We start from the raw sequence: 26,575 nt of genomic DNA, 5'->3' as shown, positions 1-26,575 counted from the left end.
CCATCCTGACACCCACCCCCGACGGTCACGGGTCGCCCGTCCCGCCCGTCCGGGTGCCGGGCAGGTCACAGCGGGGCGGGAAGAATCCCGCGGGCGGGCCCGTTGCACCCGGTATGGCGGACCTGACGATGTACACGACCAGCTGGTGCGGCTTCTGCCGTCGTCTCAAGCTGCAGCTCGACCAGGCCGGCATCGGCTACCGCGAGATCGACATCGAGCGCGAGCCGGACGCCGTGGCGTTCGTCGAGAAGGCCAACGGCGGCAACCGCACGGTGCCGACCGTCGTCTTCCCGGACGAGTCGGTCGCGACGAACCCCAGCTTCTCCGAGGTGAAGACCCGGCTCGGGGTCTGACACCTCCCCTGATCTCCCACCACGGAGCGCGGCGGCCCGCCACCGGTACCTCACCGGGGGCGGGCCGCCGCTTCGTCTGCGGGGTCAGCCCCCGGCGGCCGCCCAGGACTCCAGCATGGTGCGTGCGATCGAGACCTTCCCCGGCAGCATGACCACCGGTCCGTCGGTGGGGTCGGGCTCGTCCCGGGTGCCCCAGTCGCCGCGGGCCAGTGCCGCCCGCAGCGTGTCCCGGGTGATCCACAGGGCGTCGGCGATCTCGCCGTCCTGCGGGGTCAGCGGGACCTCCGGGTCCCCGATCGCGTGGAAGCCGACCATCAGCGACCGCGGGAACGGCCACGCCTGGCTGCCGAGGTACCGCACGTCGGACACGGCGATGCCGACCTCCTCGGAGATCTCGCGGTGCACGCACGCCTCCAGCGACTCGCCGGACTCGACGAACCCGGCGAGCACCGAGTAGCGCCCGGCCGGCCACACCGGCTGGCGGGCGAGCAGGACGCGGTCCGCGCCGTCGTGCACCAGGCAGATGATCGCCGGGTCGGTGCGCGGGTACTCCTCGTGGCCGTTGTCGCAGACCCGGGCCCAGCCCGCGTTGTGCGGGCGGGTGCGGGTGCCGTCGATCGCGCAGAACCGGGCCCGGTCGTGCCAGTTCAGCGTGGCGACCGCGCCGGTGAGCAGCCCGGACCCGAGCGGGTCGAGGAACGCGCCCGCGGCGCGCAGGTCCGCCCACTCCCCCTCGCCGGTGAAGATGTCGCTGTCGGCGGTGCGTTCGGTCCCGACGCGCACCGCCCAGTACGGGACGCCCTCGCGCTCGCCGAGCAGCACGGCCTCGGCCGGCGGCTCCGCGGCGACGTCGGTGCCCGCGCGGGTCCGGACGTGCCCGCCACGGCCCGCCGCGTCGTCCCAGGCGGCGGCGTCGACCTCGCGGAACTCGCGGCCCGGCTCGACCTCCCAGTCCACCGGGGTGCGTCCGGACTCGTCGACGACGACCACGCGCGCCTTCGCCCACGTGTCGCGCACGTAGCCAGGGTCCAGGCGCCGGTTCTCGTCGCGGGAGAGCGCGTTGCGCGACAGCACCGGCTCCTCGGTCAGCGAGAAGTCCCCGGGGCTCATCGCCCGCCTCCGCGGACCACGCCGCCGAGCGCGGCGAGCGGTGGCCCGACCACGTCGGCGTCACCGACGACCACCCCGGTGAACCGGGTCGGCGCGAACAGCGCGGTGGCGGCCGCGGCGACCTCGTCGACGGTGACCTCCTCCAGCCGGCGCGGCCGGTCCCGGAGCCAGTCGACGTCGAGCCCGGCGGCGTGCAGCGCGGACAGGGTGCCGGCCAGCGCGGACTGGCTGTCCAGCGAGATCAGCAGCGAGCCGATCGCGTAGCGACGGGCCGAGGTGACCTCCTGCTCGGTCGGCGGGACCGCCACCATGCGGCCGAGCTCGTAGCGGGTCTCGAGCAGGGCAGCGGCGGTGACGTCGGAGGCGACGTCGGCGTCGAGGCCGAGCACCGCGCCACCAGGCACGAACTCCTGCCCGGAGTGCGCGCCGTAGGTGTAGCCCTTGTCCTCGCGGATGTTCTCCATCCAGCGCGAGGAGAAGTAGCCGCCGAACACGAGGTTCGCGAGCTGGAACGCGGTGTAGCGCTCGTCGGTGCGGTCCAGGCCGGGCGCGGTGAGGCGCAGCTGGGACTGCACGGAGCCGGGCCGGTGGACCAGCTCCAGGTCGCCCGCCTGCGGCACCGGCGGGGCGGACAGCCACCGGGCGGGGTGGTCGCCGGTCCACCCCCCGAGCCGGCGAGCGACCTCGGCGATCGCGGCCTCGGGGTCGATGTCGCCGACGAGGACCAGGCTCGCCCCGTCCGGGACGACGACGTCGGCGTGCAGCTCCCGCACGCGCTCCGGGGTGACCGCGGCGACGGCCTCGGCGGTCGGCATCTCCGAGACGATGGGGTGGTCGCCGAAGCGGCGGCGCATCAGCGCCTCGCGGGCGACCGTGCGCGGCTGCGCGCGGGCCACGGCGATCCGCTCGGCCAGCCGGGACCGCTCGCGGGCGACCTCGGCGTCGGAGTGGCTGGCGGCGGTGAGGACGTCGGCGAGGACGTCGAGGACCGTCGGCAGACCGGTGGCCAGCGCGGAGCCGCCCGCCTGCAGGTACTCCGGGTCGACGGCGACGCCGAGCTCCCCGCCGACCGAGGCCAGCGCGTCGTCGATGCCGATCCGGTCGCGGCCCGCGGTGCCGGTCAGGATGGTCTCGGCGAGCACCTCGGTGCCCGCGGTGCGGGCGGCGTCGGCGACCGGCTCCGGCGAGGCGGCCGGGATGCGCAGGACGGTCTCGACCAGCGGGACCCCGGGGCGGCGCGCGGCCAGGACGGTCAGCCCGTTCGGCAGGGTCTCGGTGAGCACGTCCGGCAGCGGCACCTCCTTGGTGCGGCCGAGCGCGGGCAGCGGGCGCGGGCCGCGCTCGGTGCGGCCGATCTCCTCCGCGCTGCGGTGTGTGCGGGCGGCGCTCACGCGGAGCCCCCTTCGGTGTGGTTCACGGTGCCGGGACGGGTCGGGGCGCTCACGCGTCGCCGTCCCCGGTCGGTTCGGCGGCCGGCTCGACCAGCAGGACGGCCCGCCCGGCCGAACGCAGCCGGGCGGCCGCGGCGGCGACGTCGGCACCGGTCAGGGCGGCCAGCCTGCCGGGGAGCTCCACGGCGAGCTCGGCGCGGCCGTAGAGCAGCTCGCGGGCGCCGAGCCCGAGCATCCGGTACATGACGCGGTCGTCCTCGCGGTGCAGCGCGGCGACCCAGCGGGCGGTCTGGCGCTCCAGCTCCTCGGTGCCGGGGCCCTGCTCGGCGAGGCGGTCCAGCTCCTCGTCGACCGCGGCGGTGACCCGGTCCGCGGACACCTCGGCCGGGTGCACCGCGGTGATCGTGAAGGTGTCGGGGTCGCGGGCGTCGAACGGGCCGCCCATCAGGCCGTTGGACGCCGAGACGTCGGTGACCAGGCCGGCTCCGTCGGCGCCGCCGTGGACCAGGCGGCGCTGCAGCCGCGAGGCCTCGCCGTCGGCCAGGACGGTGGCGAGCATGGCGTGGGCCAGGTAGGCGTCGGGCTCGGCGGCCGGGTCGGGGACGCGGTAGCCGAGCGCGAGGGCGGGCAGCGGGGCGTGGGCGTCGGCCACGGTCTGCCGCCGCTCCGCTCCGGGAGCGGGCTCGGCGAACGACGGCCGCTGCGGGACGGGCCGGGCCGGGATGTCCCCGAAGTGGCGCTCGACCAGGGCGAGGGTGCCGTCGACGCCGTGCTCGGACAGGTCACCGTGCACGGTGACCAGCGCGTTGCCCGGCGCGTAGAAGGTGTCGAAGAACGCGGCCGCGTCGTCCAGGCTCGCCTGCTCCAGCTCGGAGAAGTCGCCGTAGCCGTTGTGCGCGTTCGGGAAGGTGTCGTAGAGGACCGGCGGCAGCAGGATCCACGGGAACCCGCCGTAGGGGCGGTTGTGGACGTTGAGCCGGATCTCCTCCTTCACGACGTCGACCTGGTTGCGCAGGTTCTCGACGGTGAGCTTCGGGGCGCGCAGCCGGTCGGACTCCAGGAACAGCGCCCGCTCCAGCGCCGCACCGGGCAGCACCTGGAAGTAGTCGGTGTAGTCCTGGTGGGTCGAGCCGTTGAAGATCCCGCCCGCGGACTGGACCTGCCGGAAGTGCTCCAGCTTCTCCAGGCTCTCGCTGCCCTGGAACATCAGGTGCTCGAACAGGTGCGCGAAGCCGGTGCGGCCCTCCGGCTCGGAACGGAAGCCCACGTCGACGTGCACCGAGACCCCGACCACCGGGGTGGCCGGGTCCGGGACGACGAGCACGCGCAGCCCGTTGGCCAGCGTGGCCCGGTGCAGCTCGAGAGCGGATTTGTCGGCGATCACGGACACGGGAGCGAGGCTATCCCCCACCCCCGACAACCTGCCCGGTCAGGCGTGCTCGGGCGGCAGGATCACGAACTGGCGCAGCCCGAGGTCGCGGTAGGTGACCGGGCCCCGCGGGCCGGGGGTGTGGTCGACGTTGATGCCGGTCTCGGGCAGCCCGAGCAGCTTGTAGCCGTCGAGCAGCCGGGACGGCGCGTTCCAGAACACCCCGGTGCCGGTGTAGCGGTCGATGAAGCGCCGGGCGACCTGCTCGTCGGCGGCGCAGATCGTCGCGGCCAGGCCGGAGGTCTCCCGGGCGGCGGTGTCGGCGGCGTCGTCCGGCCCGTCGACGACGGCGACGGTCACGTGCGCCTCCGCGCCGGAGTCCAGGGCCCACTCGTGGCCGAGCGGGTGGTCGTGCGGGGGCAGCGACAGCGCGACGCCGCGGGCGTCGAGGGCGGCCTTCGCGACCGACAGCAGGGTGTCGTAGACGGGCCGGTCGATGAGCAGCAGGTTCAGCCGGTTGCAGACGCCGAGCCGGTCGGTCGAGTCGGTGACCAGGCGGGTGACGTTGGCCTCGGTGGCGCTGGCGTCGAGGTAGAGGACACCGCCGCCGTCGGCGTGGGCGAGCACCCGGGTGCCCGCGGTCGCGCCGAGCACGGACAGCTTGCGGGTGACGTCCCCCGACCCGCGGACGACGACCAGCGGCACCAGGTCGGGCAGCCCGACGAGGGCCTCGGCGCCGGCGTGGCCGGGCAGCGGGACGAGCTGCACGGCGGCCTCGGGGAGCCCGGCGTCGGCCAGGGCGGGGCGCAGCACCTGCTCGACGAGCGCGGTGGCGCTGCCGAGCGCGGCGGACCCGGTGCGCAGGACGGCGGCGCTGCGGGCCTTGAGGACCTGCGAGGCGACGTCGACGGTCACGTTCGGCCGGGCCTCGAACACTGCGCCGATGACGCCGACCGGGATGCGCCGCTCGAACACCCGCTCGCCGGTCTCCAGCGTGCGGACCGGCCACTCGGTGGGCGGCTCGGGGGTCGCGGCGAGCACCTCGAGCTGGGTGGCGATCCCGGCGAGCCGCTCGGGGTCCAGGCGCAACCGGTCCAGCAGGCCCGCCGCCATGCCGTTCCGCTCGGCGGCGGCGACGTCGGCGGCGTTGACGTCGAGCAGCTCGTGCGCCCGGTCGCGGATCAGCGAGGCGGCGGCGCGCAGGGCGTCGTCGATGCGGCCCTCGCCCGCGGCGCGGACGGCCGGGGCGGCGGCCCGGGCGCGCTGCGCGGCCTCACGGACGGCGGCGAACTCGGGCGCCTCGGTCGTCTCCTGCGGGGTGGTCACGGTGCTGCTCACGCAGGTCAGGGTAGGCGGTCGCCGTCGCGGGCCCGAGTGGGTATCCGGGAGGCTCTGCTCTGCTCACCGATACGCAGCAGCGGCCGCCCGCTCGTCCCGGACGCCGGACCGTGCCCGCGCGTCGAGATGCAGCCCAGGGCCGCCGCCGGGCCCGGTGGGGAACCCTGAGCCGCATCTCGACGAGTGCGTGCGGCCCCGGCAGTCGCCGAGATGCAGCTCAGCGGGATTTGTGGATCTCCACCGCCCGCTGGGCTGCATCTCGGCGCTGCGCACCGCGTGGCCCGGCAGCGGGGTGAGGCGGGATGGCTCAGGGCGCAGCGGTCGGCACGGCGTAGACGACAATGTTCGACTCGTAGCTCCCCGCGGCCGGGTCGAACACCCCGCCGCAGGTGATGAGGACGAGCTGCGGGTCGCCGTCCCGGCGGAACACCTCGCGGGGCAGGTCGTGCTTGCCGTACTCACGACGCGCGACGACCCGGTAGGCCGCGGTGCGACCGTCGGCGCCACGGACGACGACCGGCTCGCCCGCGACGAGCTGCGGCAGCACCGACAGGAACCCGATGCCCTGGGTGCGCGAGTCGACGTGGCCGGCGATCACGGCGCTCCCGGCCGCGCCGCCCGGGAGGACACCGGGGGCCCACCAGCCGACCGTGTGCACCTGCTCGGGGACGACCATCCCGCCGTTCGGGGCGGTGCCGACCGCGTCGACGGGGGCGGACAGGCCGCGGGCGGGGAGCTCCAGGACGGCCGGGACGACCGGCGGCGACGCGGCGCCGGGCTCGGGTGCCGGGAGCGGGTAGACCGCCGAGACGGTCCACGGCTCGCGCGGCGCGATCGGCGCCGGGCCGGTGGAGCGGGGCGGGGGGCCGGTGCGGTCACCGGGACCGGGGAGCGGGTCAGACGCGGGCGGGGCGGCAGGCGCACCCGGGAGCGGGGCGGGCGCGGGCGGAGCACCGGGCGCGGGCAGGGCGGCAGTCACGCCGGAGGGACCCGGAGCAACCTCCCCCGGCAGCGCCGCGGCGTCGGGCGCCCCGGTCACCGGAGCCGGGTCGGGCGGCGCCAGGACCGGCAGCGCCCGGGCCACCGGCACCGCACGCGTCGCGGCGGGGACGGGTCCCGCGGGCACGGCGCCGAGGTCGCTCGCCTCGACGCGGGCGTCGTCACCGAGTGCGAGACCGGCACCGGCGCCCAGCAGGGCCGCGCCGAGGAGCAACAGCGCGGCCGCTCCCCGTACGCCCCCGGCCGGGCGCCGGCGCCGCGGGGTCACGCGCGGGCGCGACGCAGCCGGACGGCACCGGCGAGGAGCAGCAGCAGCCCGGCACCGCCGAGCGCGACGGGCAGCGCGGCGTCGGACGCCGACGCGGCCTGACCGCCGGTGCCGGCGTCGACGGCGGGCGCGCCGGAGCCGCCCTGGCCCGCGGCGTCACCGGAACCGGAGGCCGAGCCGGTGCCGGTGCCGTTGCCGGCACCGGGCGCGGTCCCGTCGCCGGACCCGGCGGCGTTCCCGTCGGTGCCGTTCTCGGCGGGGTTGTCCGAGCCGGAGCCCGGGGTCGTGGCGCCGGCCTCAGCCGCGGCCTGGTCCAGCTTGGTCTTCAGCTCACCCAGGTTCGTGAGCTGCGCCCGGGCCTGGTCGAGCTGCTCCGGCGGCAGGCCGGGCACGTTCAGCAGCTGCTGGGCCTGGTCGCTGAGCTGTCCGACCTGCTCCTGAGCGGCCTGCAGCCAGCCCTGGTCGAACTGCTCGCCGGTGCGAGCCTTGAGGTCGTCGACCTGGGACTGGATCTCCGGGGAGACCTGGTCGGGCAGCGAGACGCCGACCGAGGACGCCAGCCCCCGCAGCTTGTCGTCGATCTGCTGGCCCTCGCCCTGCACCTGCGGCGCGAGCTCCTTGACCTTGTCGCCGACGCCCTGCTCCAGGCCGATGCCGCCGAGCGCGGCGAGGCCGAGGGCCTTCTGGTGCGCGTCGCCGAACGCCTGGCGCGGGTCGCCGACGCCCGGGACCTGCGGGAGGTTGTCGGGCAGGTTCGGCACCTGCGGCGTCTCGCCACCGCAGGCGGTCAGCCCGACGAGCGCGGCCGCGGCGACGGCGGCACCGACGGTGCGGCTGATCCGGCGCGGGTGGTTCGTGGTCGTACGCATCATGCGAGTCATCCCCCGGAGAGAGCGGTGTACGCCTGATGGGCTATCGGCTTGCTCCGAAGGTTGCAACTCGAACCACACGACGGGTCCCCACGCGGGCGGCGAGTGGCTATCGCCGACGGCTGAGCGGCGCCGGGGCCGACGGCGGAGGGACGACCGGGCCGACGTCGCCGTCGGGGGCCTCGTCGAGGTCCAGGACGACCGGGGCGTGGTCGCTGGGCGACTTCCCCTTGCGCGCCTTGCGGTCCACCCACACCGCCGCGCGACGGTCGGCCGGGCCCGACCCGGCCAGCACCAGGTCGATCCGCATCCCCTGGTCCTGGTGGAACCGGCCGGCCCGGTAGTCCCAGTAGCTGAACACGCGCTCGTCGGGCCAGCGCTCGCGCAGGACGTCGCGCAGCCCGGTCCCGAGCAGCGCGGCGAGCGCGGCCCGCTCGTCGGGGGTGACGTGGGTGGCGCCGTCGAACAGGGAACGGTCCCAGACGTCGTCGTCGGTGGGGGCGATGTTGACGTCCCCGGCCACCACCGTCGAGTCCGGGTCGCCCGCCGCGACCTGGTCACGCAGCGCGGCGAGCCAGCGCAGCTTGTAGGCGTAGTGCGGGTCCTCCGGGCTGCGGCCGTTCGGCACGTAGACCGAGGTGACCCGCAGCCCGCCGCAGGTGGCGGTGACGGCGCGCGCGTCCGGCTCCGCCAGCCCGCCCTCGGTGAAGACGGGCTCGTCGGGCAGGCCGCGCACGACGTCGTCGAGCCCGACCCGCGACAGCAGGGCGACGCCGTTCCAGCGGCCCTGGCCGTGGTGCGCGCTCGCGTAGCCGCGCTCGGCCAGGGCCTCGTCGAAGCTCGCGGCGAAGTCGTCGTCGGAGAGCTTGGTCTCCTGCAGGCAGACGACGTCGGGTGCCCGTTCGTCGAGCCACGGCAGCAGCCGCGGCAGCCGGGACTTCGCGGAGTTCACGTTCCAGGTGGCCAGACGCACGGCCCCGACCCTACGAGAGGAACCGCGTCACCGATCGCCGGATGCCCGCGACGTCCAGGCCGTGCGCGGCGTCGTGGTCCTCCGGGCTGCCGTAGCGGCGCAGCTCGGCGGCGCCGACCCCGAGCCCGAGCACCCGGTGCCGCACGTCGTGCAGCGCCTCGGCCACCGGCCGCACCGAGGTCCCGGCCAGGTAGGGCTCGACGAGCACGACGTCCGGCTCGGACAGCGTGGCGCGCAGCGTGGCCGCGTCGAACGGGCGCACGGTCGGCGCGTAGAGCACGGTGACGTCGAGCCCCTCGACGGCGGCCAGCGTCCGGTCCGCCAGCGGCCCGACGGCGACGACCGTCCCCCGGCCCCCGCGGCGCAGCACCGTCATCGACGGCCCGGTGCCGTACGGCCGCGCGTTGGACGCACCCGACAGCCGGACGTAGACCCGGTCGTCGCCGGGCAGGGCGGCGCGCAGCTGCGCCTCGGCCTCGTCGGCGTGCCCGGGCACGTGCACGGTCCAGCCCTCGAGGGTGTCGAGCAGCGGCACATCGCGCGGGCCGAAGTGGGTCTCCCCCGCGCCCGCCATGTCGTAGGACCCGCCGGCCGACACCAGCAGCGCCCCGACGCCCTGGTGGCCGAGGTCGAGCTTGAGCTGCTCGTAGGGCCGTTCGACGAGGAACGGCGCGAAGGTGTGCACGACCGGGCGCATCCCGGTCAGCGCGAGCCCACCGGCGGCGGAGACGAGCAGCTGCTCGCGGATGCCGACGTTGATCACGCGGTCGGCGAGGTCGGGCGGGACGTCGACGTAGCCGGCGCCGATGTCGGCCAGCAGCGCGACGGCCCGCGGGTCGGAGGCGACCAGCTCGGGCAGCAGGCCGTAGAAGCGTTCCCGCTGGTCGGGCGGGGTCACGGGCTCGGAGGTGGTGGCGTGCTGCGTATCGGTGAGCAGAGCAAAGGCACTCATCGCGGGCTCCCCTTCGGTTCGACGTGGGCGACGACCGCGAGCGGCCGGTCGGGGTGTGCGGTGCGGAAGGCGCGTTCGAGGTCGTCGTGGTCGCGGCCGTCGGCGTCGACGGCGGCCCAGCCCTCCGCGGCGAAGCGGCCGGCGATCCCGCCGGGCCAGCCGTGCGAGGCCGAGCTGTTGTCGACGACGACGGCGCTGAGCCCGGACAGCCCGGCGCGGCCCGCGTACTGGATCGCCTCGAAGTTGGAGCCCTCGTCGAGCTCGGCGTCGCCGACGAGGACGACGGTGCGCGCGTCGCGGCCCTGCAGCCGCAGCCCCGACGCGGTGCCGACGGCCAGTCCGAGCCCGTGGCCGAGCGAGCCGGAGGAGATCTCCACCCCGGGCACGAGCGTGCGGTCGGGGTGGTGCCCGAGGGTCGAGTCGTACCCGGCGAACCGGTCGAGCAGGTGGTCGTCGAGGAACCCGCGGGCGACGAGGACGGCGTAGAGCGCCATCGGACCGTGCCCCTTGGAGACCAGGAAGCGGTCGCGGTCGGGGTCGTCGGGATGCTGCGGGTCGACGCGCAGGATGCGGTCGTAGAGCACCCACAGGACGTCGAGGGTGGAGGTCGCGGCGGGTTCGTGCTTCTCGTCGCCGGTCATCCGGGTCATCAGCCCGGCGAGGTCGGCGTAGCCGGTCGGTGATCGCATGTGACCACCCTGTGACCTGAAGTCGACTTCAGGTCAAGGGGCCGAGCTACTCCTCGTCCGGCGGGGTCGCCTTGCGGACGTAGAGCAGCTGGTCACCCCGCTCCAGCGCGTCGACGGCGGCCGAGTCGACCCGGTAGAGCTGCTCGCCGCGCACCACGCCGAGCACGATGTCGGGCAGGTGCCGCGGGGAGCCGCCGACCTCGGTCGGCTCGACCTGGCGCTGGGAGATCGCGAAGCCGGCGTCCGGGGTGAGCAGGTCCTCCACCACCTCGACGACGGCGGGCGAGCGGGTCGCGACGCCGAGCAGCCGCCCGGCCGTCTCGTCGGACACGATCACCGAGCTGGCGCCGGACTGACGGAGCAGGTGCACGTTCTCCGCCTCGCGCACCGCGGCGACGATCGAGATCGACTTGGACAGCTCGCGGGCGGTCAGGGTGACCAGCACCGCGGTGTCGTCGCGGTCCAGGGCGACGACCAGCGTCGTCGCCAGCTGCACCCCGGCGATGCGCAGCACCGCGGAGCGGGTCGCGTTGCCGGACACGGTGACCAGGCCCAATCCGGAGGCCACGTCCAGCCGCGCCCGGTCGGTGTCGACGACGACGATCTTCCCGGGGTCCACGTCGTCGCCCAGCAGCGTCTCCACCGCCGCGCGCCCCTTGGTGCCGTAGCCGACGACGACGATGTGCTCGCGCACGCGCGACCTCCAGCGCTGGATCCGGAACGACTGCCGCGAGCGCTCGGTGAGCAGCTCGACGGTCGTACCGACGAGGACGATGAGGAACAGCACCCGCAGCGGGGTGATCACCGCGATGTTGATGGAGCGGGCCATCGGGCTGACCGGCACGATGTCGCCGTAGCCGGTCGTCGACAGCGACACCGTCGCGTAGTAGAGGGCGTCGAGCAGCGAGATCTCGCCCGCGCCGTTGTTGTCGAGGTAGCCGTCGCGCCCGAAGAAGACGATCAAGGTCGTCGCGCCGAGCGCGAACACCGCGATCGCCAGGCGGGTCACCAGCGAGCGCACCGGGCCCGACCGCGGGTCCGGCATCCGCAGCGCACCCTCGACCTGGGGATCGAGTTCGCTGAGCCGGGTGGAGCCGATCACGTGCGAAGGCTAGCGCCCAGGTCGCGCCGCACCGACCGCACGGGCCCTATCCTCACTCAGGTGTCGGCCGAGGGGGACCACGAACGTGCGACGCCGGCTGCGCGCACGTCGCTGCGGCCGCGGCTGAGCGCGCGCCGGTTCCGCGGCGCCGCCGCGCCCGGGCCGGACCCGACGGAGGCCCTCGAGACGGGCGTCGCCGTCGCCGCGGGCCTGCGAGAACCGGCCGGGTCCGCCGCCGCGACCGAGGCGCTGCGCCGGCTCGCCGGGCTCTGCGGTGCCGAGGCGGCGGGGCTGGTCCGGCCCGGCCTGCCCGACTCGTGGTGGGGCCCCGGCCGCGCCGACGGCGTCGCGCTCGCCGGGCGGGCCCGCGGGCGACGGCTCACCGAGGCCGGCCGCACCGCGCTGCCGGTCGGCGACGGGCCGGTGCTCGTCCTGGCCGGTGGGGTCGGGTCGGCCGCCGCCCGCCGGGCCGCCGCCTTCGTCGCCGACGCCCTCGAACGCGCCCGGCTGGCCGACGGCGAGACCGAGGCCGAGGCCGCCCGGCTGCGCGCGCTGCGGGCCCAGATCTCGCCGCACTTCGTCTACAACGCGCTCACCACGATCGCCTCGTTCGTCCGCTCGGATCCGGCGCGCGCCCGCGACCTGCTGGAGACCTTCGCCGAGTTCATCCGGCACTCGCTCGCCGCGCGCGGCGACTACGTGCCGCTGGCCGGGGAGTTCCGCTCGGTCGAGGCCTACCTGACCCTCGCCCGCGCCGTGCTGGGCGAGCGGCTGCGGGTGCAGGTGCGGGTGGCGCCGGAGGTGCTGCCGGTGCCGGTCCCGGTGCTGGCCCTGCAGCCGCTGGTGGAGAACGCGGTGCAGCACGGCGTCGAGCGCTCCCCCGACGGCGGGCTGGTGCAGGTCAGCGGCGAGGCCGAGGGGGACGTCTGCGTGATCACCGTCGACGACGACGGGCCGGGCATGAGCCCCGAGCACGCCCGCGCCGTGCTGGCCGGCACCGCCGAGGGGGCCGGGCTGGCGCTGGTGAACGTCGACCGCAGGCTGCGCGCGGTCTACGGCCCCGACCACGGCCTGGTCATCGAGACCGCGCCCGGCGCGGGCACCCGGATCGTGCTGCGGATCCCGCGGTTCCAGCCCGGGGTGGTGATCTGAGGTGACCGCCTCCGCCGAGCCGCTGCGCGTGCTGGCCGTCGACGACGTCGCCCCCGCCCTCGACGAGATCTGCGCGCTGCTGGCCGACGCGCCCGACGTCGGCGAGGTCGCCCGGGCCGGCGGCGCGGTCGAGGCGCTGCGCGCGATCCCCACCGGCCGGTTCGACGCCGTCTTCCTCGACATCACCATGCCCGGGATGGACGGCCTGGAGCTCGGCGGTGTGCTGGCCGCGATGGCCACGCCGCCGGAGATCGTCTTCGTGACGGCGTTCGAGGAGCACGCCGTCGCCGCGTACGGCCTCGGCGCCGTCGACTACCTGCTCAAACCGGTCGGTGCGGACCGGCTCGCCGACGCTCTCGGCCGGGTGCACCGGGCCCGGGCGGGCCGCTCGGCCGCCGGGCCGGGCGCCCCGGGCGCGACCGCACCGGAACCGGCCGGGCCCGCGCTCCCCCGCGTCGACGAGCTCGCCGTGCTGCCGGTGGAGGCCGCCGGGCGCACCCGCTACGTCCGCCGCGAGGACGTCCGCTTCGTCGAGGCCCACGGCGACTACGTGCGGCTGCACCTGCCCGGCGGCTCGCACCTGGTGCGGATCCCGCTGTCCCGGTTGGAGGAGCACTGGGACCCGCACCGCTTCGTCCGGGTGCACCGCAGCTTCCTGCTGCACCTGCCCGCGGTCCGCGAGCTGCGCAGCGACGCCGGCGGCGGCCTGCTCGCCCACACCGACGCCGGTGACGTGCCGGTCAGCCGTCGTCACGCCCGCGACCTGCGCGACCAGCTGCTCGCCGCGGCCACCGCCGGGGCGCTCGACGGCCACCGCGCCCCCGACGGCGACGGCCCGGGAAGCGGCCGGGGGCGGCCGTGACCGCCCGCCCGCGCCGGGTCGCGGTCAGCGCACCGCCCGAGCGGGGGACCCCCGTACCGCGCCCGCAGCCGGCCACGGCGCTCGACCCGGCGCTGGCCGAGCGGGCCCGCGGGCTGCGCCGGGCCCAGCTGCGGCGTGCCGTGGTCACCCTGGCCTGCGCCGCGGTGCTGCTGTTCGGGCTGCCGGTGCTGCTGCGGCTCGCGCCGGACCTGGCCCAGTGGCGGGTCGGGGGGCTCCCGCTGGGCTGGATCGCGGTCGCCTGGCTGCCGTACCCGCTGCTCGTCGTGCTGGCATGGTGGCACCTGCGCCGGGCCGAACGCGCGGAACGCCCGTGACGGCCGCCGCGGTCGTCGCCCTGCTGCTGGTCACGGTGCTGATCGGGGCACGAGGCGTCGCGGCGATGCGCACCACCTCGGACTTCCTCGTCGCGTCCCGGCGGACCTCCCCGATGCTCAACGCGGCCGCGGTCTCCGGGGAGTACCTGTCGGCGGCGTCGTTCCTCGGCGTCGCCGGGCTGGTGATCAAGGAGGGCACCGGGGCGCTCTGGTACCCGGTCGGTTTCGCCGCGGGCTACCTGCTGATGCTCGCGCTGGTCGCCGCGCCGATGCGCCGTTCGGGGGCGCTGACCGTGCCCGGGTTCGCCGAGGCCCGCCTCGGGTCGCGGTCGCTGCGCCGGTTCTGCGCGGTGGTCGTCGTGGTGATCGCGGTGCTCTACCTGGTGCCGCAGATCGTCGCGGCCGGGCAGCTGCTCACGCTGGTGTCGGGCGTCGACTACTGGGTCGGGGTCGTGGTGTCCGGGCTCGCCGTCGGCCTGACCCTGGCGCTGGGCGGCATGCGCGCCGCCACCTACGTGCAGGCGTTCCAGTTCGCGCTCAAGCTCCTGCTGTTCGCCGGGCCCGCGATCTGGCTGCTGCTGCTCGCCGGGCCGCAGCTGCGCGCCGACATGGCCGCGCCACCGGAGTTCACCCGGTTCACCGCCGAGACCCCGGTCGACTTCCGGCTCGACACCGAGCTCGTGCTGACCGAGCCGACCGTCGTGGTCGTCGACGGGGTGCCGGTCCCGCTCGCCCCCGGCCCGCACCACGCCGCCGCCGACGCCGTCTGGGTCTTCCCCGACGGTGCCGCCGTGCCCGAGCTGGGCGGCGACCGGGCGTCGCTGCCGGTCCCCGGCGGCGCCGAGTGGGCGCTGCCGCTGCTCGGCTCGGCCGACACCTCGCCGCTGCTGACGACCTGGTCGGTGCTGGTCGCGACGGCGTTGGGGACGATGGGGCTGCCGCACATCATCGTGCGGTTCCACACCAGTCCGGACGGGCGCGGCGCCCGGCGCACCGCGGCGATCACCGTCGCGATGCTCGGCGCGTTCTACCTGTTCCCGATCGTCTACGGGCTGCTCGGGACGGTGCTCACCCCCGAGCTGTACCTCTCGCAGGGCACCGACACCGCGATCGTCACGCTGCCCGGCCGGGTCACCGGCGGCGGCACCGCGGCGGCACTGACCGCGATGCTCACCGCGGGGGCGTTCGCCGCGTTCCTGGCCACCTCGCTCGGGCTGCTGCTCGCGCTGTCCGGCGCGCTCGCGCACGACCTCATGCCCTCGGGGCTGCGCCGGCTGCGGCTGACCGCGCTGGCCGCGTCGGCGGCCGTCGTACCGGCGGCGCTGCTGATGGTGCGCGTCGACGTCAGCGCGGCGGTGACCTCGGCGTTCACCGTCGCGGCGTCGACGTTCTGCCCGTTGCTGGTGCTCGGCCTGTGGTGGAAGGGGCTGACCGCGCGCGGCGCGTACGCCGGGATGGTCACCGGGCTGCTCGCGACGGTCGGGTCGATGGCGCTGGGCGCCGCGCTCGGGCTCGGCGGGACGGCGGGCATGCTGCTCGCCCAGCCCGCGCTGTGGTCGGTGCCCTGCGCCTTCCTCGTCATGATCGCCGTGTCACTGGGCGATCACGTTCCGTCGGACGCGGAAGTTACGATGCTGCGGCTCCATCTGGCCGATCGGGAGTGAGCGCTTTAGCGTAGCGGCGATATCGGCGTCAAGACCGCTCGTCGTTCGGTGCCGCGCTCGATCGTCCGGTCGTCGGCCGCTCGCATCTTGGGCCGCCCGGAGCGTGCGTGTGGGGTTCCGCACACGGCCCGAAGGCCCTTTCCTGGGTCCGGTCCCGTGGCCGTGCGTGGCTTGTGCAAGGAGGCATACGTGAGTACGACCGAGTCCGACGAGCAGCCCGGCGGTCCGACGCCGGACACTCCCGACTGGGCCGCCGTGCAGGCGAGCCCCGACTTCCAGGAGCTGCGCAGGCGGCTGCGCGGGTTCGTGTTCCCGGTGACCGCCGGGTTCCTGGCCTGGTACCTGCTGTACGTGCTGCTCGCGACCTTCGCGACGGACTTCATGGCCACCCCGGTGCTCGGCAACATCAACCTGGGGCTGATCCTCGGGCTGCTGCAGTTCGTGTCGACCTTCGCGATCACCGTGGTCTACATCCGCTACGCCGACCGCGTGCTCGACCCGCTGTCGTCGAAGCTCCGCGGCGAGATCGAGGGGACCCGATGAGCACGACAGTCCTGGCGGCGACGGCGGACAGCAACCCCGCGCTCAACATCTCGATCTTCCTGGCGTTCGTCATCGTGACGCTGGGGATCGTGTTCTACGTCAACAGCCGGCACGCGAAGAAGACCGCGGCCGACTTCTACACCGCCGGCGGCGGCTTCTCCGGCACCCAGAACGGGTTCGCGATCGCCGGTGACTACCTCTCGGCGGCGTCGTTCCTGGGGATCGCCGGCGCCATCGCGATCAACGGCTACGACGGCTTCCTCTACTCGATCGGGTTCCTGGTCGCGTGGCTGGTCGCGCTGCTGCTGGTCGCGGAGCTGCTGCGCAACACCGGCCGCTTCACCATGGGCGACGTCCTGGCGTTCCGGATGAAGCAGCGCCCGATCCGCGCCGCGGCGGCCACCTCGACGCTCGCGGTGTCGTTCTTCTACCTGCTCGCACAGATGGCCGGTGCCGGTGCGCTGGTCTCACTGCTGCTCGGCATCTCGGGCGGCTTCGCCCAGGGCGTCGTGATCGCGGTCGTCGGCGTCGTGATGATCGCCTACGTCCTCATCGGCGGCATGCGCGGCACGACCTGGGTCCAGATGATCAAGGCGGTGCTGCTCATCGCGGGCGCGCTGGTCATGACGATCTGGGCGCTGGCGCTGTTCGGCTTCAACTTCTCGTCGATCATGCAGGCCGCCGCGGACGGCTCGCCGAAGGGCGAGGGCCTGTTCGCCCCCGGCCAGCAGTACGGCGCGTCGCTGACGTCGCAGATCGACTTCATCTCCCTCGGGATCGCGCTCGTCCTCGGCACCGCGGGTCTGCCGCACGTGCTGATGCGCTTCTACACGGTGCCGACGGCGAAGGAGGCCCGGAAGTCGGTCGAGGTCGCCATCTGGCTGATCGGCCTGTTCTACCTGTTCACCCTGGTCATCGGCTTCGCCGCCGGTGCGATCGTCGGGCCGGAGGCCATCCAGGCCGCGCCGGGCAAGGTGAACTCCGCCGCGCCGCTGCTCGCCGCCGCCCTCGGCGGACCGGTGCTGCTCGGCATCATCGCCGCGATCGCGTTCGCGACGATCCTGGCGGTCGTCGCCGGGCTCACGATCACCGCGTCGGCGTCGTTCGCGCACGACGTCTACATCAACGTGATCAAGCGGGGCGAGGTCGCGGACACCGAGGCCACCCAGGTCCGGGTCGCCCGGCGGACCGCGATCGTGATCGGCGTGGTCGCGATCGTCGGCGGCATCCTCGCGAAGGACCAGAACGTCGCGTTCCTCGTGGCGCTGGCCTTCGCGGTGGCGGCGTCGGCGAACCTGCCGACGATCCTGTACTCGCTGTTCTGGAAGCGGTTCAACACCACCGGCGGCCTGTTCTCGATCTACGGCGGCCTGATCAGCACCCTGGTGCTGATCGTCTTCTCGCCGGTGGTCTCCGGGAAGGAGACCTCGATCTTCCCGACCGTGGACTTCGCCTGGTTCCCGCTGGCCAACCCCGGCCTGGTCTCGATCCCGCTGTCGTTCCTGCTCGGCGTGGTCGGTACCTACATCGGGCAGAAGCGCCACGACGGCAGCAAGTACGCCGAGATGGAGGTCCGGTCCCTGACCGGTGCCGGCATCGCCAAGGCCGAGTCGCACTGACCCGAGCCACCCCACGCGGAGAGCCCGCGTCCCCGTCGACGGGGGCGCGGGCTCTCCGCGTTCCGGGGTGCCGGGGCGGGGTTCAGCCGCGCACGATCCCGGCCTGCTGCAGGAACGTCAGGTTGTCCTCCAGGTGCCAGTCCTCGACGATCCGCCCCGACCGGCCGATGTGCTGGACGTCGATCGCGCCGAAGTCGATCACCTGCCCGTGGCCCCGCACCCCCTCGTACCCGCCGGTGAACCGGCCACGGAACACCAGCCGAGCGGTGACCGTGTCGCCGGTGACGTACAGGTCGGCGAGCTCGCAGTGCAGGTCGGGCACCGCGGCCCGGAACCCGGCCGAAGCGGCCACCGGGCCGTCCGGCCCCTGGGGGCGTCCGGCGGGCAGCGTCCGGTCGACGAACGACGGGTCGACGGCCCGGTCCAGGTGGGTCCGGTCGCCGGTGTCCCAGAACGTGTAGAGCTCCTGCGCGACGCCGACGGCGTGCCGGGCCGCCTCGGTGTCGAGCGATCCGTCCACATGGACCGTGCCGGGCTCGACCAGCCCGTGCGTGCGGTCGACCAGGTCGGCGTCGTCGGCCGGGCGGGGTGCCGCGCCCACCGGCGCGGCCGTCGTCCCGGCGCCGGAGTCCGCCGGGCCGGTCGTCCCGGTCGCCGCCGCTCCGCCACAGCCCGCGAGGACGGCCACCGCCACTCCCGCGGCCGCCACGGTCCCGATCGTCCTGCGCGCCCGCATCGCCGTACTCCTTCCGGGCCCGGTACCTCCGTGCCCGTCCGGTACAGCGCGCCCCGGCCGCGGAGCCATCCCGTCGCGCCGTCGATGCTCCGACGGTTCGCGATAGACGATGTCTATACCTCGGCCGAGGCCGTCGGCACCCCCGCGACGAGGTCGTGCAGCGCGCGGGCGTCGAGCAGGTCGGCCGGGCGGAGGGTGACGCCGTCGCGGACGTAGTGGAACGCCGCCCGCACCCGGTCCGGCTCGACGTCCTGCAGTGCCGCCCACGCCAGCCGGTACGCGGCCAGCTGCACCCCGACCGCCTGCCTGCGGTCCTCGGCGGGCAGGCCACCGGTCTTCCAGTCCACGACCGTCCAGCCGCCGTCGGGGTCGGCGAACACCGCGTCCATCCGGCCGCGCACGGCGACCCCGGCCAGCACCGTCTCGAACGACACCTCGACGTCGACGGGCAGCCGGTCCGCCCACTCCGACGCCTCGAACGCGGCCTGCAGCTCGGCGAGCTCGGTCGCGTCGGCCTCCGAGGAGACCGACTCGTCGGCGGCGCCGGGCAGCTCGTCGATGTCCAGCAGGCGTTCCGCGCCGAAGCGCTGCTCCAGCCAGGCGTGGAACGCGGTGCCGCGGCGGGCGTGCTGGTTGGGCGGCATCGGCACCGGACGGCGCAGCCGCACGGCGAGCGCGTCCGGGTCGTCGGCGAGCTCGACGAGCCGGCTCACCGACAGCCGCCCGGGCAGCGACACCGTGGGCCGCTGCGCGGCGGCGGCCCGCTCCGCGAGCAGGACGTCGACGTCGGCGGCCCAGCCCTCGGGGTCCCCCTCGGCGTCGACCACGCCGGCCCCGGGCTCCGCGTCGGGAGCCGAGGGCAGCTCCAGTGCGAGCTGGTCGGCGGGCGCGGCGCGGCGCGGCCGCTTCGGGCGCCGGGCCCGCAGCGCGGCGCGGACCAGGTCGGCCCCGGAGCGCACGTCGTCGGCGCGGTCGCCGAACGGGTCCGGCGGCCACTGCGCGGTCCGTTCGACACCCAGCGCCGGGTTGCCGGTGCCCAGCTCGGGCGGCGGTGCCCACTGCTCCAGCACACCGACCTCGGAGCCGCCGGGACCCTCCAGGATCTCGGCGAGCTCGGTCAGGAACACCGAGGGCTCCTTCGGCTTCTCCCCCGTCGCGGGCCAGCGGTGCCCGGACACCAGCAGCACCCGTTCGGACCGGGTGAGCGCGACGTAGAACAGCCGGCGCTCCTCGGCGAGGCGGCGCTCGTCGAGGGCGTCGTCGTGGTCGTCGAGGGCGGTCTCGACCTGCTTGCGGTCGGCGCCGGGCGGGGGCAGTGCCAGGCCGGGCAGGTCGTCGGCGTCGCCGCGCAGCGGCACCGGCAGCGCGGCCGGGTCCTTGAGCCAGGAGCCGGACATCTTGCGGCCGGGGAAGACCTGGGCGACCAGGTGCGGGACGGCGACGACCTCCCATTCGAGCCCCTTGGCCGCGTGCACGGTCAGGATCTGCACCCGGTCCGGGGCGACCTCCACCTCGCCGGGGGTCAGCCCCTCCTCGGCCTGCTCGGCGGTCTCCAGGTAGTCGAGCAGACCCGGCAGCGACGGCACGTCCGCACCGGCGGCGAAGTCGGCGACGACGTCGGCGAACGCGTCGAGGTGCGCCCGGCCGGTGGGGCCGGGGCGGGCCATCGTCTCGACGTCGAGGAGCAGGGTCCGCTCGACGTCGGCGACCAGGTCGGTCAGCGGGGCCGCGGTGCGGGCGCGCAGCTGGGCGAGCTCACGGCCGATGCGCCGGATCCGGTCGAACCCGGCCGGGGAGTAGCGCTCCGGGCCGCCCGGGTCGTCGAGGGCGTCGACGAGACCGGCCTGCTCGGCCTGCTCACCGGGAAGTGCGCCGAGCGCCAGGTCGGCGGCCGACAGCGGCCCGGGGCGGGCCGGGCGGTGCGGGACGAGCTCGCGGGCGCGCTGCCACAGCGCGGCCAGGTCGGCGATCCCGAGCCGCCAGCGCGGCCCGGTCAGCAGCCGGACGGCGGCCGGTCCGGCGAGCGGGTCGGACACCACCCGCAGCGCGGAGACGAGGTCACGGACCTCGGGGGTGGACAGCAGCCCGCCGAGCCCGACGACCTCCACCGGGACCCGCCGGTCGCGCAGCGCGGCGGCGAGCGCGTCCATGTCGGAGCGGCGCCGGACCAGCACGGCCGCGGTGGGCGGGGTGCCCTCGTCGTGGCCGGCGTGCCAGCGCTCGGCGATGCCGTCGGCGGTCCAGGCCACCTCGGCCGCGACGTCGGGCAGCAGGGCGGCCCGGACGTCGCCGGGGCCGGCGCCGTCGAGCGGGCGCAGCTCCCCCACCCGCACGGTGCCGGGCGCGGTCCGCAGCGGCTCAGAGACCCGGTTGGCCAGGACGAGCACCTCGGCCGGGTTCCGGAAGCTGGTGAGCAGCCCGTGCACGGGCGCGGGGTCGCCGCCCGCGGCGGGGAAGTCGGTGCGGAAGCGCGCGAGGTTCCCGGCGCTCGCGCCCCGCCAGCCGTAGATCGACTGGCAGGGGTCGCCCACCGCGGTGACCGAGCGGTGGTCCGGGCCGTCCTCCGGCTCCGGGGCGAGCCCGGGCGGCACGCCGAACAGGGCGCGGAGCAGCACCCGCTGGGCGTGCCCGGTGTCCTGGTACTCGTCGAGCAGCACGGCCCGGTACTGGGAACGCTCGATCCGCCCGACCTCCGGGTCGGCCTCGGCGATCCGGGCCGCGAGGGCCATCTGGTCGGCGAAGTCCATGGCCTGCTCGGCCTGCTTGCGCCGGGCGAACTCCTCGACCAGCGGCAGCAGCTCGCAGCGCATCCGCTGCCCGGCGATGCGGGCCTTGTACCCGGCCGAGGGCTCGGCGCGCTGCCGCTTGCCGGGCGGGGCGTGCTCCAGCACCGGCAGCATCCGCTCGGCGAGGCGCCGCACCTGGTCCGGCTCGACGAGGTGCTCCCCCAGCTCCCCGGCCAGCGAGAGCAGGTAGCCGGTGACCGTCGCGGGGACCCGGTCGATCTCCAGGTCCGCGGCCCAGGTGGAGACGACCCGGTGGGCCAGCTGCCAGGCCGCGGTCGGGCCGAGCAGCCGGGCGGCGGGCTCGGCGGGCAGCCGCAGCGCGTGCTCGCCGACCAGGCGCCCGGCGTAGGCGTGGTAGGTCGCGACGGTGGGCTCACCCGCCAGCAGCGCGGCGCGCCGGGCACCGGACGGGTCCAGGTCGTCGAGCAGCCGGGCCCCGGCGAGGCGGCGCAGCCGGGACCGGACGCGGGTGCCCAGCTGCTGGGCGGCCTTGCGGGTGAAGGTGAGCCCGAGGACCTGCTCGGGCAGCACCCGGCCGGTCGCGACCAGCCAGACGACGCGGGCCGCCATCGTCTCGGTCTTGCCGGCCCCCGCCCCGGCGACGACGAGCGCCGGCCCGGCGGGGGCGGCGATGACCGCGGCCTGCTCCTCGGTCGGCGGGTGCAGACCGAGCGCGTGTGCCAGCTCGGCGGGGGTGGGGTCCACGCGGACCGTTCTACCCGGCGTCACCGACAGGTTCGCCACCCGGCGCCGTCCCGGCCCGGCCCCGGCGGCGGGTCAGCGTCCGGCGTCGTCGACCGGTGCGAAGACGCGGGCCCAGTCGACCTGCAGGCGTACCTCGTCGGGGGTGGTCGCGTCCGGGCCGGGGATCCACTTCGCCGCCGGGCCCTGGTCGAGCTGGATGGCCAGGTGCATCGGGGTGGTGGGGATCGCGCGGCGGTCGGTGACCTCCCACTTCTTCACCCCGTCGACGTACCAGGTGATCCGGTCCGGCAGCCAGTCCAGGGCGAAGGTGTGCCACTGGGTGAAGTCGCCGGGGGTGTCGGTGGACAGGATGTGGTTCTGCGCGCCGTAGTGGACGAAGGCGGTGGCCGCGTGCCGGTCGCCGAACGGGATCTCCATCATGTCGAGCTCCCCGTCGTCGGGGAACCGCTCGGAGTCCGGCCAGAGCAGGATCGCGGGGCTGTAGCCGTTGCCGACGTCGGTGCGGGCGCGGAACTCCCAGCGGCCGTAGAGCTGACCGTCGTGCATCGCGACGCCGCCGGAGACGCCCCCGCCCGCGGCCCGGGGGCGCGCGGTCACGGTGAGCAGGCCGTCGCCGACGCCGACCGCGGACGGGCGGCGCAGTCCGTTGCCGAACCCGCCGGGCGAGTTGTAGACGCTCCAGATGGAGCGGTCGACGCGGGAGCCGTCGAACTCGTCGCCACCGACCTGGCGCCACTGCTGCGGCGGGGGTGGGGGCGGCGGGGGCGGCAGCTGGTTGTCCAGCGCGGAGGTCGCCGGGTCGGCGGCGACGGCCGTGCCGTCCGGCGGGACGAGCACGGTCCAGGTCAGCCCGGCGACGGCGACGAGCACCAGCGCCATCGCGCCGGCGCCGTGCGCGATGCGGCGGCGCAGGCCGGTGACGGCGCGGTCCGGGCGCTCGCGGCGTCCGGCACGGCCCGCCCGTCCGGCACGGCCCGGCCGTCCGGCGCTGTCCGCCCGTTCGGCACGGTCCGCGCGCTCGGCGCGGACGACCGTCGCCCGGGCTCCGTGTTCGGTGGGGCGGATGCGGGAGGTCGTGGCGACCGGCTCCGGCGTCGCGGGGACATACGCCGCCGGGGTCGTCGCTGCGGGGGTCCTCGCTGCGAGGGTCCGGACCGCGGAGACCGGTGCCGCGGCGGCCGGAGGCCCGGGCGCTCGGCGTGGGCCCGGGACGGTGTCCGGGGAGCCCGTCCCCGGGGCGGGGCGCGACGGCGCGGGCACCACGCGACCGGGGCGGCGGGACTCCGGGACACGGTCGACGGGGGTGCGGTCCGCGGCGGGCAGGGCGACGGTCGACGCCACGATGTCCTCGGGGCGGGCGACGGGTCCGCGGGCGGTGGGCCGGGCGGGCTCGGGGCCGGCTGCCGACGACGTCCGGCGGACCGGCGGCACCGGCCCACGGCGACCGGCGGTCGGCCACGCGGCGTCCACCGGGCCTGCCGCCGCGGGCGCCGGGGCCACCGCCCGGTGGGCGACCGGCCGCGGCACGGGCGGGACCGCGGGTGCCGTCGTCCGGGGCGTGGACGACGCGGCCCGCCGCCCGGTCGGCCACGGTGCGGCGGCACGACGTCCGTCGACGGCCGGCTCGGGCGAGCGGTGCCGACCGGAGTCCGCGGTGTCCGGCCGGTCCTCGGAACGGTGGGAGCCGGGACGGCGGGCGTCGGCCCCGGCGGGGGCGGCGTGGCGCGACGTGTCCGGGCGTTCCCCGCCCCGCGACACACCACTCCCCGATTTCTCCACGCAAGCAGGACGCGCGGGCCCCCGTTCGGTTGCCCCGTCAGGAGGTCGCGCGCGTCACCCCGCCTGCGAACCGGGATCAGGCCGGCGGGGTCCCGACGGTCGCGGGGGCGCCGTAGGACCGCAGCACCTCCGGCACCGTGACCGTCCCGTTCGCGTCCTGGAAGTTCTCCATGATCGCGAGCATGGCGCGGGCGGTGGCGCCGGTCCCGTTGAGCGTGTGCACGTTCTCGGTCGGCGCTCCGGCCTCGCGGCGGAACCGGACGTTCAGGCGTCGTGCCTGGTAGTCGGTGGTGTTGGAGCACGAGGTGATCTCGCGGTAGCGCTCCTGGACGGGGAACCAGGCCTCGATGTCGTACTTCTTCGCGGCCGGGTTGCCGAGATCGCCGACGGAGATGTTCTGCACCCGGTAGGGCAGCCCCAGCTCCTGCACGATCGACTCCTCGTGGGCGAGCAGCTCCTCGTGCACGTCCTGGGAGTTCTCCGGCAGGCAGTAGACGAACATCTCGACCTTGTCGAACTGGTGCACCCGGAACATGCCCTTGGTGTCCTTGCCGGCCGCGCCCGCCTCGCGGCGGAAGTTCGTCGAGAACGCGACGTAGCGCGCGGGCAGCGTGTCGAGCTCGACGATCTCGTCCATGTGGATCCCGGCGAGCGCGACCTCGGAGGTGCCGGTGAGGTAGAGGCCGTCCTTCTCCAGCTCGTAGAGGTTCGACGCCTCGGTCGGCAGGAAGCCGGTGCCGTACATCGCCCGCTCGTTCGCCAGGACCGGGCCGAGCACCGGGACGAAGCCCTCGCCGGCCAGCTTGTCCATGACGTAGCGGAACAGGGCCATCTCGAGCCGCGCGACATCGCCGAAGCGGTAGGCGAACCGCGACCCGGACAGCCGCGCGCCGCGGGCCATGTCGACCCGGCCCGTCGACGACGCCAGGTCCAGGTGGTCGCGCGGGGTGAAGTCGAAGACCGGCGGCTCGCCCCAGGTGCGGACGGTGACCGCGTCCTCCTCGGCCATGCCGTCGGCGGCCGTCGGGTCGGGCAGGTTCGGGATGCGGGCGAGGAGCTCGGAGCGCTCGACGTCGGCGGCGGCGAGGGCGTCCTCGGCGGCGCGCAGCTCCTCCTTCTCCTGCTTGAACTGCTCGACCTGCTCGGGGGTGGGCTTGCCCTTGGGCCGCTGCTTGGCCGCGGCGCGCAGGCTGCCGACGCGGTCGGTGGCCTCCCGCCAGCGGGCGTCGACCTCCAGCAGGGCGTCGAAGTCCGCGGACGCACCGCGACGGGACAGCGCCGTGCGGAAGGTGTCCGGGTCCTGTCGGGCCGCCTTGAGGTCGATCACTGCTGTTCCAGCCTCTCGCGTAGTGGAGGGGCCATCGTAGGACCGGGAATGATCGGGGCCGCGCGGTGGTACTCACCACCATGAGTGTTTCCCTCGGCCGGTACGGCGTCTGGCGGCACGAGACCGGGTTGTCCCCCGATCTCGCCGCGGAGATCGAGAAGCTCGGGTTCGGTGCGGTGTGGGTCGGCGGCTCCCCGCCCGGGGACCTCGCACTGACCGAGTCGCTGCTCGACGCGACGACGTCGCTGGCCGTGGCCACCGGCATCGTGAACATCTGGGCCACCCCCGCCGACGAGGTCGCGGAGTCCTTCCACCGCATCGAGGCGCGGCACCCGGGCCGGTTCCTGCTGGGGATCGGCGTCGGGCACCCGGAGGCCACCAGCGACTACACCCGCCCGTACGCGGCGCTCGTCGCCTACGTGAACCGGCTCGACGAGCTCGGCGTCCCCGCCGAGGGGCGTGCCCTCGCGGCGCTGGGCCCGAAGATGCTCGACCTGGCCCGTGAGCGGTCCGCCGGGACGCACCCGTACCTGACCACGCCCGAGCACACCCGTTCGACCCGCGAGCGCTACGGCACCGGACCGCTGATCGCGCCGGAGCACAAGGTCGTGCTCGACGACGACCCCGCCGCCGCCCGCGCCCTGGGCCGCCCGGCCGTCGAGAAGCCCTACCTGGGCCTGGTCAACTACCGGAACAACCTGAAGCGGCTCGGCTGGGCCGAGTCCGATCTCGACGACGGCGGCAGCGACGCCCTGATCGACGCGCTCGTCGCGCACGGCACCCCCGAGCAGGTCGCGGCCCGGCTCGACGAGCACCTCGACGCCGGCGCCGACCACGTCTGCGCCCAGATCATCACGCGCGGGATGGCCGAGCCGGAGGGCGACCTGCGGCGGCTGGCGAGCGCGCTGGGGCTCGGCAGCGCGGGCTAGCCTGGGCCGGGTGCGCCCCACCCCCGACGACCCGTCGCTGCTGGGACCGTTGCGACGGCCGGCGCCACTGATCGTGGCGGCGGCCGTCGCCGTCTTCGCGGTCCTGGCCTGGGCCTACCGCGGCGATGCGACCGCCGGGCGGATCGACCGGGGCGCCGACACCGCGGTGGACGCGCTGGGGCACCGCTCGGGCTCCCTGCTCGCCGATGCGGTGACCTTCGGGTCCCCGCCGACGGTCGTGCTGTGCGCGCTGCTGGTCGCCGGGCTGGCCCTGTACCTGCGACGACGGCGCCTGGCCGTGCTGGCCGTCGTCGGCCCCGGCCTGACCGGCGTCGCGACGACGGTGCTCAAGCCGCTGATCGGCCGGACCATCGGCACCGCCACCGCGGACGGCTACGCCTTCCCCTCCGGCCACACCGGCGGCGCGGTGTCGATCGGGCTCCTCGTCGCACTGCTGCTGGTGGGGCTGCTGCCGGTGGCCCGCACCGGGCCCGCCGTCGCCACCCTGGCCGCGACGGCGCTGCTGGCCGGCGGCACCGTCGGCGCCGGCATGGTGCGGATCGGGGCGCACTACGCCACCGACACCGTCGGCGGGTTCTGCGCCGCCGTCGCGCTCGGGCTGGGCGCGGCGCTGGTCATCGACCGGGTCGCCGACCGCCGGGTCCGGCCCGTCCGCACGACCTGACCGGGGTCCGGCCCCACAGGTGTGGAGCCCGGGCCGGCTG

Annotated in this window: 23 protein-coding genes; 9 read left to right on the top strand and 14 right to left on the bottom strand. The window is 75.7% G+C overall.

The window, feature by feature from the left end:
• The first annotated feature begins 128 nt into the window (after positions 1 to 128).
• Positions 129 to 353 (top strand): glutaredoxin domain-containing protein, encoded by a 225-nt coding sequence (locus tag KPL57_RS38250; protein ID WP_280118320.1) that lies wholly within the window; start codon positions 129 to 131, stop codon positions 351 to 353.
• Between the two features lie 84 nt (positions 354 to 437).
• On the opposite strand, the gene nudC is transcribed toward KPL57_RS38250, so the two are convergent.
• From nudC to KPL57_RS38200, 10 genes are all read right to left on the bottom strand, one after another.
• Positions 438 to 1,463: an NAD(+) diphosphatase gene (gene nudC, locus KPL57_RS38245; protein ID WP_226355384.1), complete on the bottom strand. Its 1,026-nt coding sequence runs from the start codon at positions 1,461 to 1,463 to the stop codon at positions 438 to 440.
• A complete protein-coding gene (locus KPL57_RS38240) occupies positions 1,460 to 2,854 on the bottom strand; it encodes a pitrilysin family protein (RefSeq protein WP_226355383.1) in 1,395 nt (464 codons plus the stop codon). Before KPL57_RS38240 ends, nudC begins: the two co-directional genes overlap by 4 nt.
• A gap of 49 nt (positions 2,855 to 2,903) precedes the next feature.
• Entirely contained in the window at positions 2,904 to 4,244 is a 1,341-nt protein-coding gene (locus tag KPL57_RS38235) for a pitrilysin family protein (protein ID WP_226355382.1), read from the bottom strand.
• Between the two features lie 39 nt (positions 4,245 to 4,283).
• Entirely contained in the window at positions 4,284 to 5,561 is a 1,278-nt protein-coding gene (locus KPL57_RS38230; RefSeq protein WP_226355381.1) for an aldehyde dehydrogenase family protein, read from the bottom strand.
• A gap of 307 nt (positions 5,562 to 5,868) precedes the next feature.
• Positions 5,869 to 6,828 carry a class F sortase gene (locus KPL57_RS38225; RefSeq protein ID WP_226355380.1) on the bottom strand — a complete coding sequence of 320 codons (960 nt, stop codon included), beginning with the start codon at positions 6,826 to 6,828 and terminating at the stop codon, positions 5,869 to 5,871.
• Complete coding sequence (locus KPL57_RS38220; protein ID WP_226355379.1) at positions 6,825 to 7,700, bottom strand: DUF4142 domain-containing protein; 876 nt, start codon at positions 7,698 to 7,700, stop codon at positions 6,825 to 6,827. The genes KPL57_RS38225 and KPL57_RS38220 overlap by 4 nt, the downstream gene beginning before the upstream one ends.
• 106 nt (positions 7,701 to 7,806) lie before the next feature.
• Positions 7,807 to 8,670, bottom strand: coding sequence for an exodeoxyribonuclease III (locus KPL57_RS38215; RefSeq protein WP_226355378.1), 864 nt, complete (start codon positions 8,668 to 8,670; stop codon positions 7,807 to 7,809).
• Positions 8,671 to 8,680: 10 nt separating this feature from the next.
• Positions 8,681 to 9,622 (bottom strand): transketolase family protein, encoded by a 942-nt coding sequence (locus KPL57_RS38210; RefSeq protein ID WP_226355377.1) that lies wholly within the window; start codon positions 9,620 to 9,622, stop codon positions 8,681 to 8,683.
• Positions 9,619 to 10,311, bottom strand: coding sequence for a transketolase (locus KPL57_RS38205; protein WP_226355376.1), 693 nt, complete (start codon positions 10,309 to 10,311; stop codon positions 9,619 to 9,621). The genes KPL57_RS38210 and KPL57_RS38205 overlap by 4 nt, the downstream gene beginning before the upstream one ends.
• A gap of 46 nt (positions 10,312 to 10,357) precedes the next feature.
• Positions 10,358 to 11,356 carry a TrkA family potassium uptake protein gene (locus KPL57_RS38200; protein ID WP_226356653.1) on the bottom strand — a complete coding sequence of 333 codons (999 nt, stop codon included), beginning with the start codon at positions 11,354 to 11,356 and terminating at the stop codon, positions 10,358 to 10,360.
• A 117-nt stretch (positions 11,357 to 11,473) separates the two neighbouring features.
• Between KPL57_RS38200 and KPL57_RS38195 the strand changes: the two genes are divergently transcribed.
• From KPL57_RS38195 to KPL57_RS38170, 6 genes are all read left to right on the top strand, one after another.
• Positions 11,474 to 12,565: a sensor histidine kinase gene (locus tag KPL57_RS38195; protein ID WP_226355375.1), complete on the top strand. Its 1,092-nt coding sequence runs from the start codon at positions 11,474 to 11,476 to the stop codon at positions 12,563 to 12,565.
• A gap of 1 nt (position 12,566) precedes the next feature.
• On the top strand, positions 12,567 to 13,427 hold the full coding sequence (locus tag KPL57_RS38190) for a LytTR family DNA-binding domain-containing protein (RefSeq protein ID WP_226355374.1): 861 nt from the start codon (positions 12,567 to 12,569) through the stop codon (positions 13,425 to 13,427).
• The gene (locus tag KPL57_RS38185; RefSeq protein ID WP_226355373.1) at positions 13,424 to 13,762 is read left to right on the top strand and encodes a hypothetical protein; all 339 of its coding nucleotides are present in this window, start codon (positions 13,424 to 13,426) and stop codon (positions 13,760 to 13,762) included. The genes KPL57_RS38190 and KPL57_RS38185 overlap by 4 nt, the downstream gene beginning before the upstream one ends.
• Entirely contained in the window at positions 13,759 to 15,426 is a 1,668-nt protein-coding gene (locus KPL57_RS38180) for a cation acetate symporter (protein ID WP_226355372.1), read from the top strand. The genes KPL57_RS38185 and KPL57_RS38180 overlap by 4 nt, the downstream gene beginning before the upstream one ends.
• 189 nt (positions 15,427 to 15,615) lie before the next feature.
• Complete coding sequence (locus KPL57_RS38175; protein ID WP_226355371.1) at positions 15,616 to 15,969, top strand: DUF485 domain-containing protein; 354 nt, start codon at positions 15,616 to 15,618, stop codon at positions 15,967 to 15,969.
• Positions 15,966 to 17,588, top strand: coding sequence for a cation acetate symporter (locus tag KPL57_RS38170; protein ID WP_226355370.1), 1,623 nt, complete (start codon positions 15,966 to 15,968; stop codon positions 17,586 to 17,588). The genes KPL57_RS38175 and KPL57_RS38170 overlap by 4 nt, the downstream gene beginning before the upstream one ends.
• A gap of 82 nt (positions 17,589 to 17,670) precedes the next feature.
• On the opposite strand, the gene KPL57_RS38165 is transcribed toward KPL57_RS38170, so the two are convergent.
• The 4 genes from KPL57_RS38165 to serS form a co-directional block, all read right to left on the bottom strand.
• On the bottom strand, positions 17,671 to 18,324 hold the full coding sequence (locus KPL57_RS38165; RefSeq protein ID WP_226355369.1) for an ester cyclase: 654 nt from the start codon (positions 18,322 to 18,324) through the stop codon (positions 17,671 to 17,673).
• Between the two features lie 113 nt (positions 18,325 to 18,437).
• Complete coding sequence (locus tag KPL57_RS38160; protein ID WP_226355368.1) at positions 18,438 to 21,815, bottom strand: ATP-dependent DNA helicase; 3,378 nt, start codon at positions 21,813 to 21,815, stop codon at positions 18,438 to 18,440.
• Between the two features lie 72 nt (positions 21,816 to 21,887).
• Positions 21,888 to 23,573, bottom strand: a complete 1,686-nt coding sequence (locus KPL57_RS70635) for a family 16 glycosylhydrolase (RefSeq protein ID WP_226355367.1) — start codon at positions 23,571 to 23,573, stop codon at positions 21,888 to 21,890.
• 97 nt (positions 23,574 to 23,670) lie between these two features.
• Complete coding sequence (serS, locus tag KPL57_RS38150; protein WP_226355366.1) at positions 23,671 to 24,921, bottom strand: serine--tRNA ligase; 1,251 nt, start codon at positions 24,919 to 24,921, stop codon at positions 23,671 to 23,673.
• 80 nt (positions 24,922 to 25,001) lie between these two features.
• Here serS and KPL57_RS38145 point away from each other — a divergent pair, with 80 nt between their 5' ends.
• Positions 25,002 to 25,850, top strand: a complete 849-nt coding sequence (locus tag KPL57_RS38145; protein ID WP_226355365.1) for an LLM class F420-dependent oxidoreductase — start codon at positions 25,002 to 25,004, stop codon at positions 25,848 to 25,850.
• A 10-nt stretch (positions 25,851 to 25,860) separates the two neighbouring features.
• On the top strand, positions 25,861 to 26,535 hold the full coding sequence (locus KPL57_RS38140; RefSeq protein WP_226355364.1) for a phosphatase PAP2 family protein: 675 nt from the start codon (positions 25,861 to 25,863) through the stop codon (positions 26,533 to 26,535).
• Positions 26,536 to 26,575: the final 40 nt, after the last annotated feature.

The organism is Pseudonocardia sp. ICBG601, from assembly GCF_020496245.1.
This window is presented reverse-complemented; position numbering and strand designations above follow the sequence as displayed.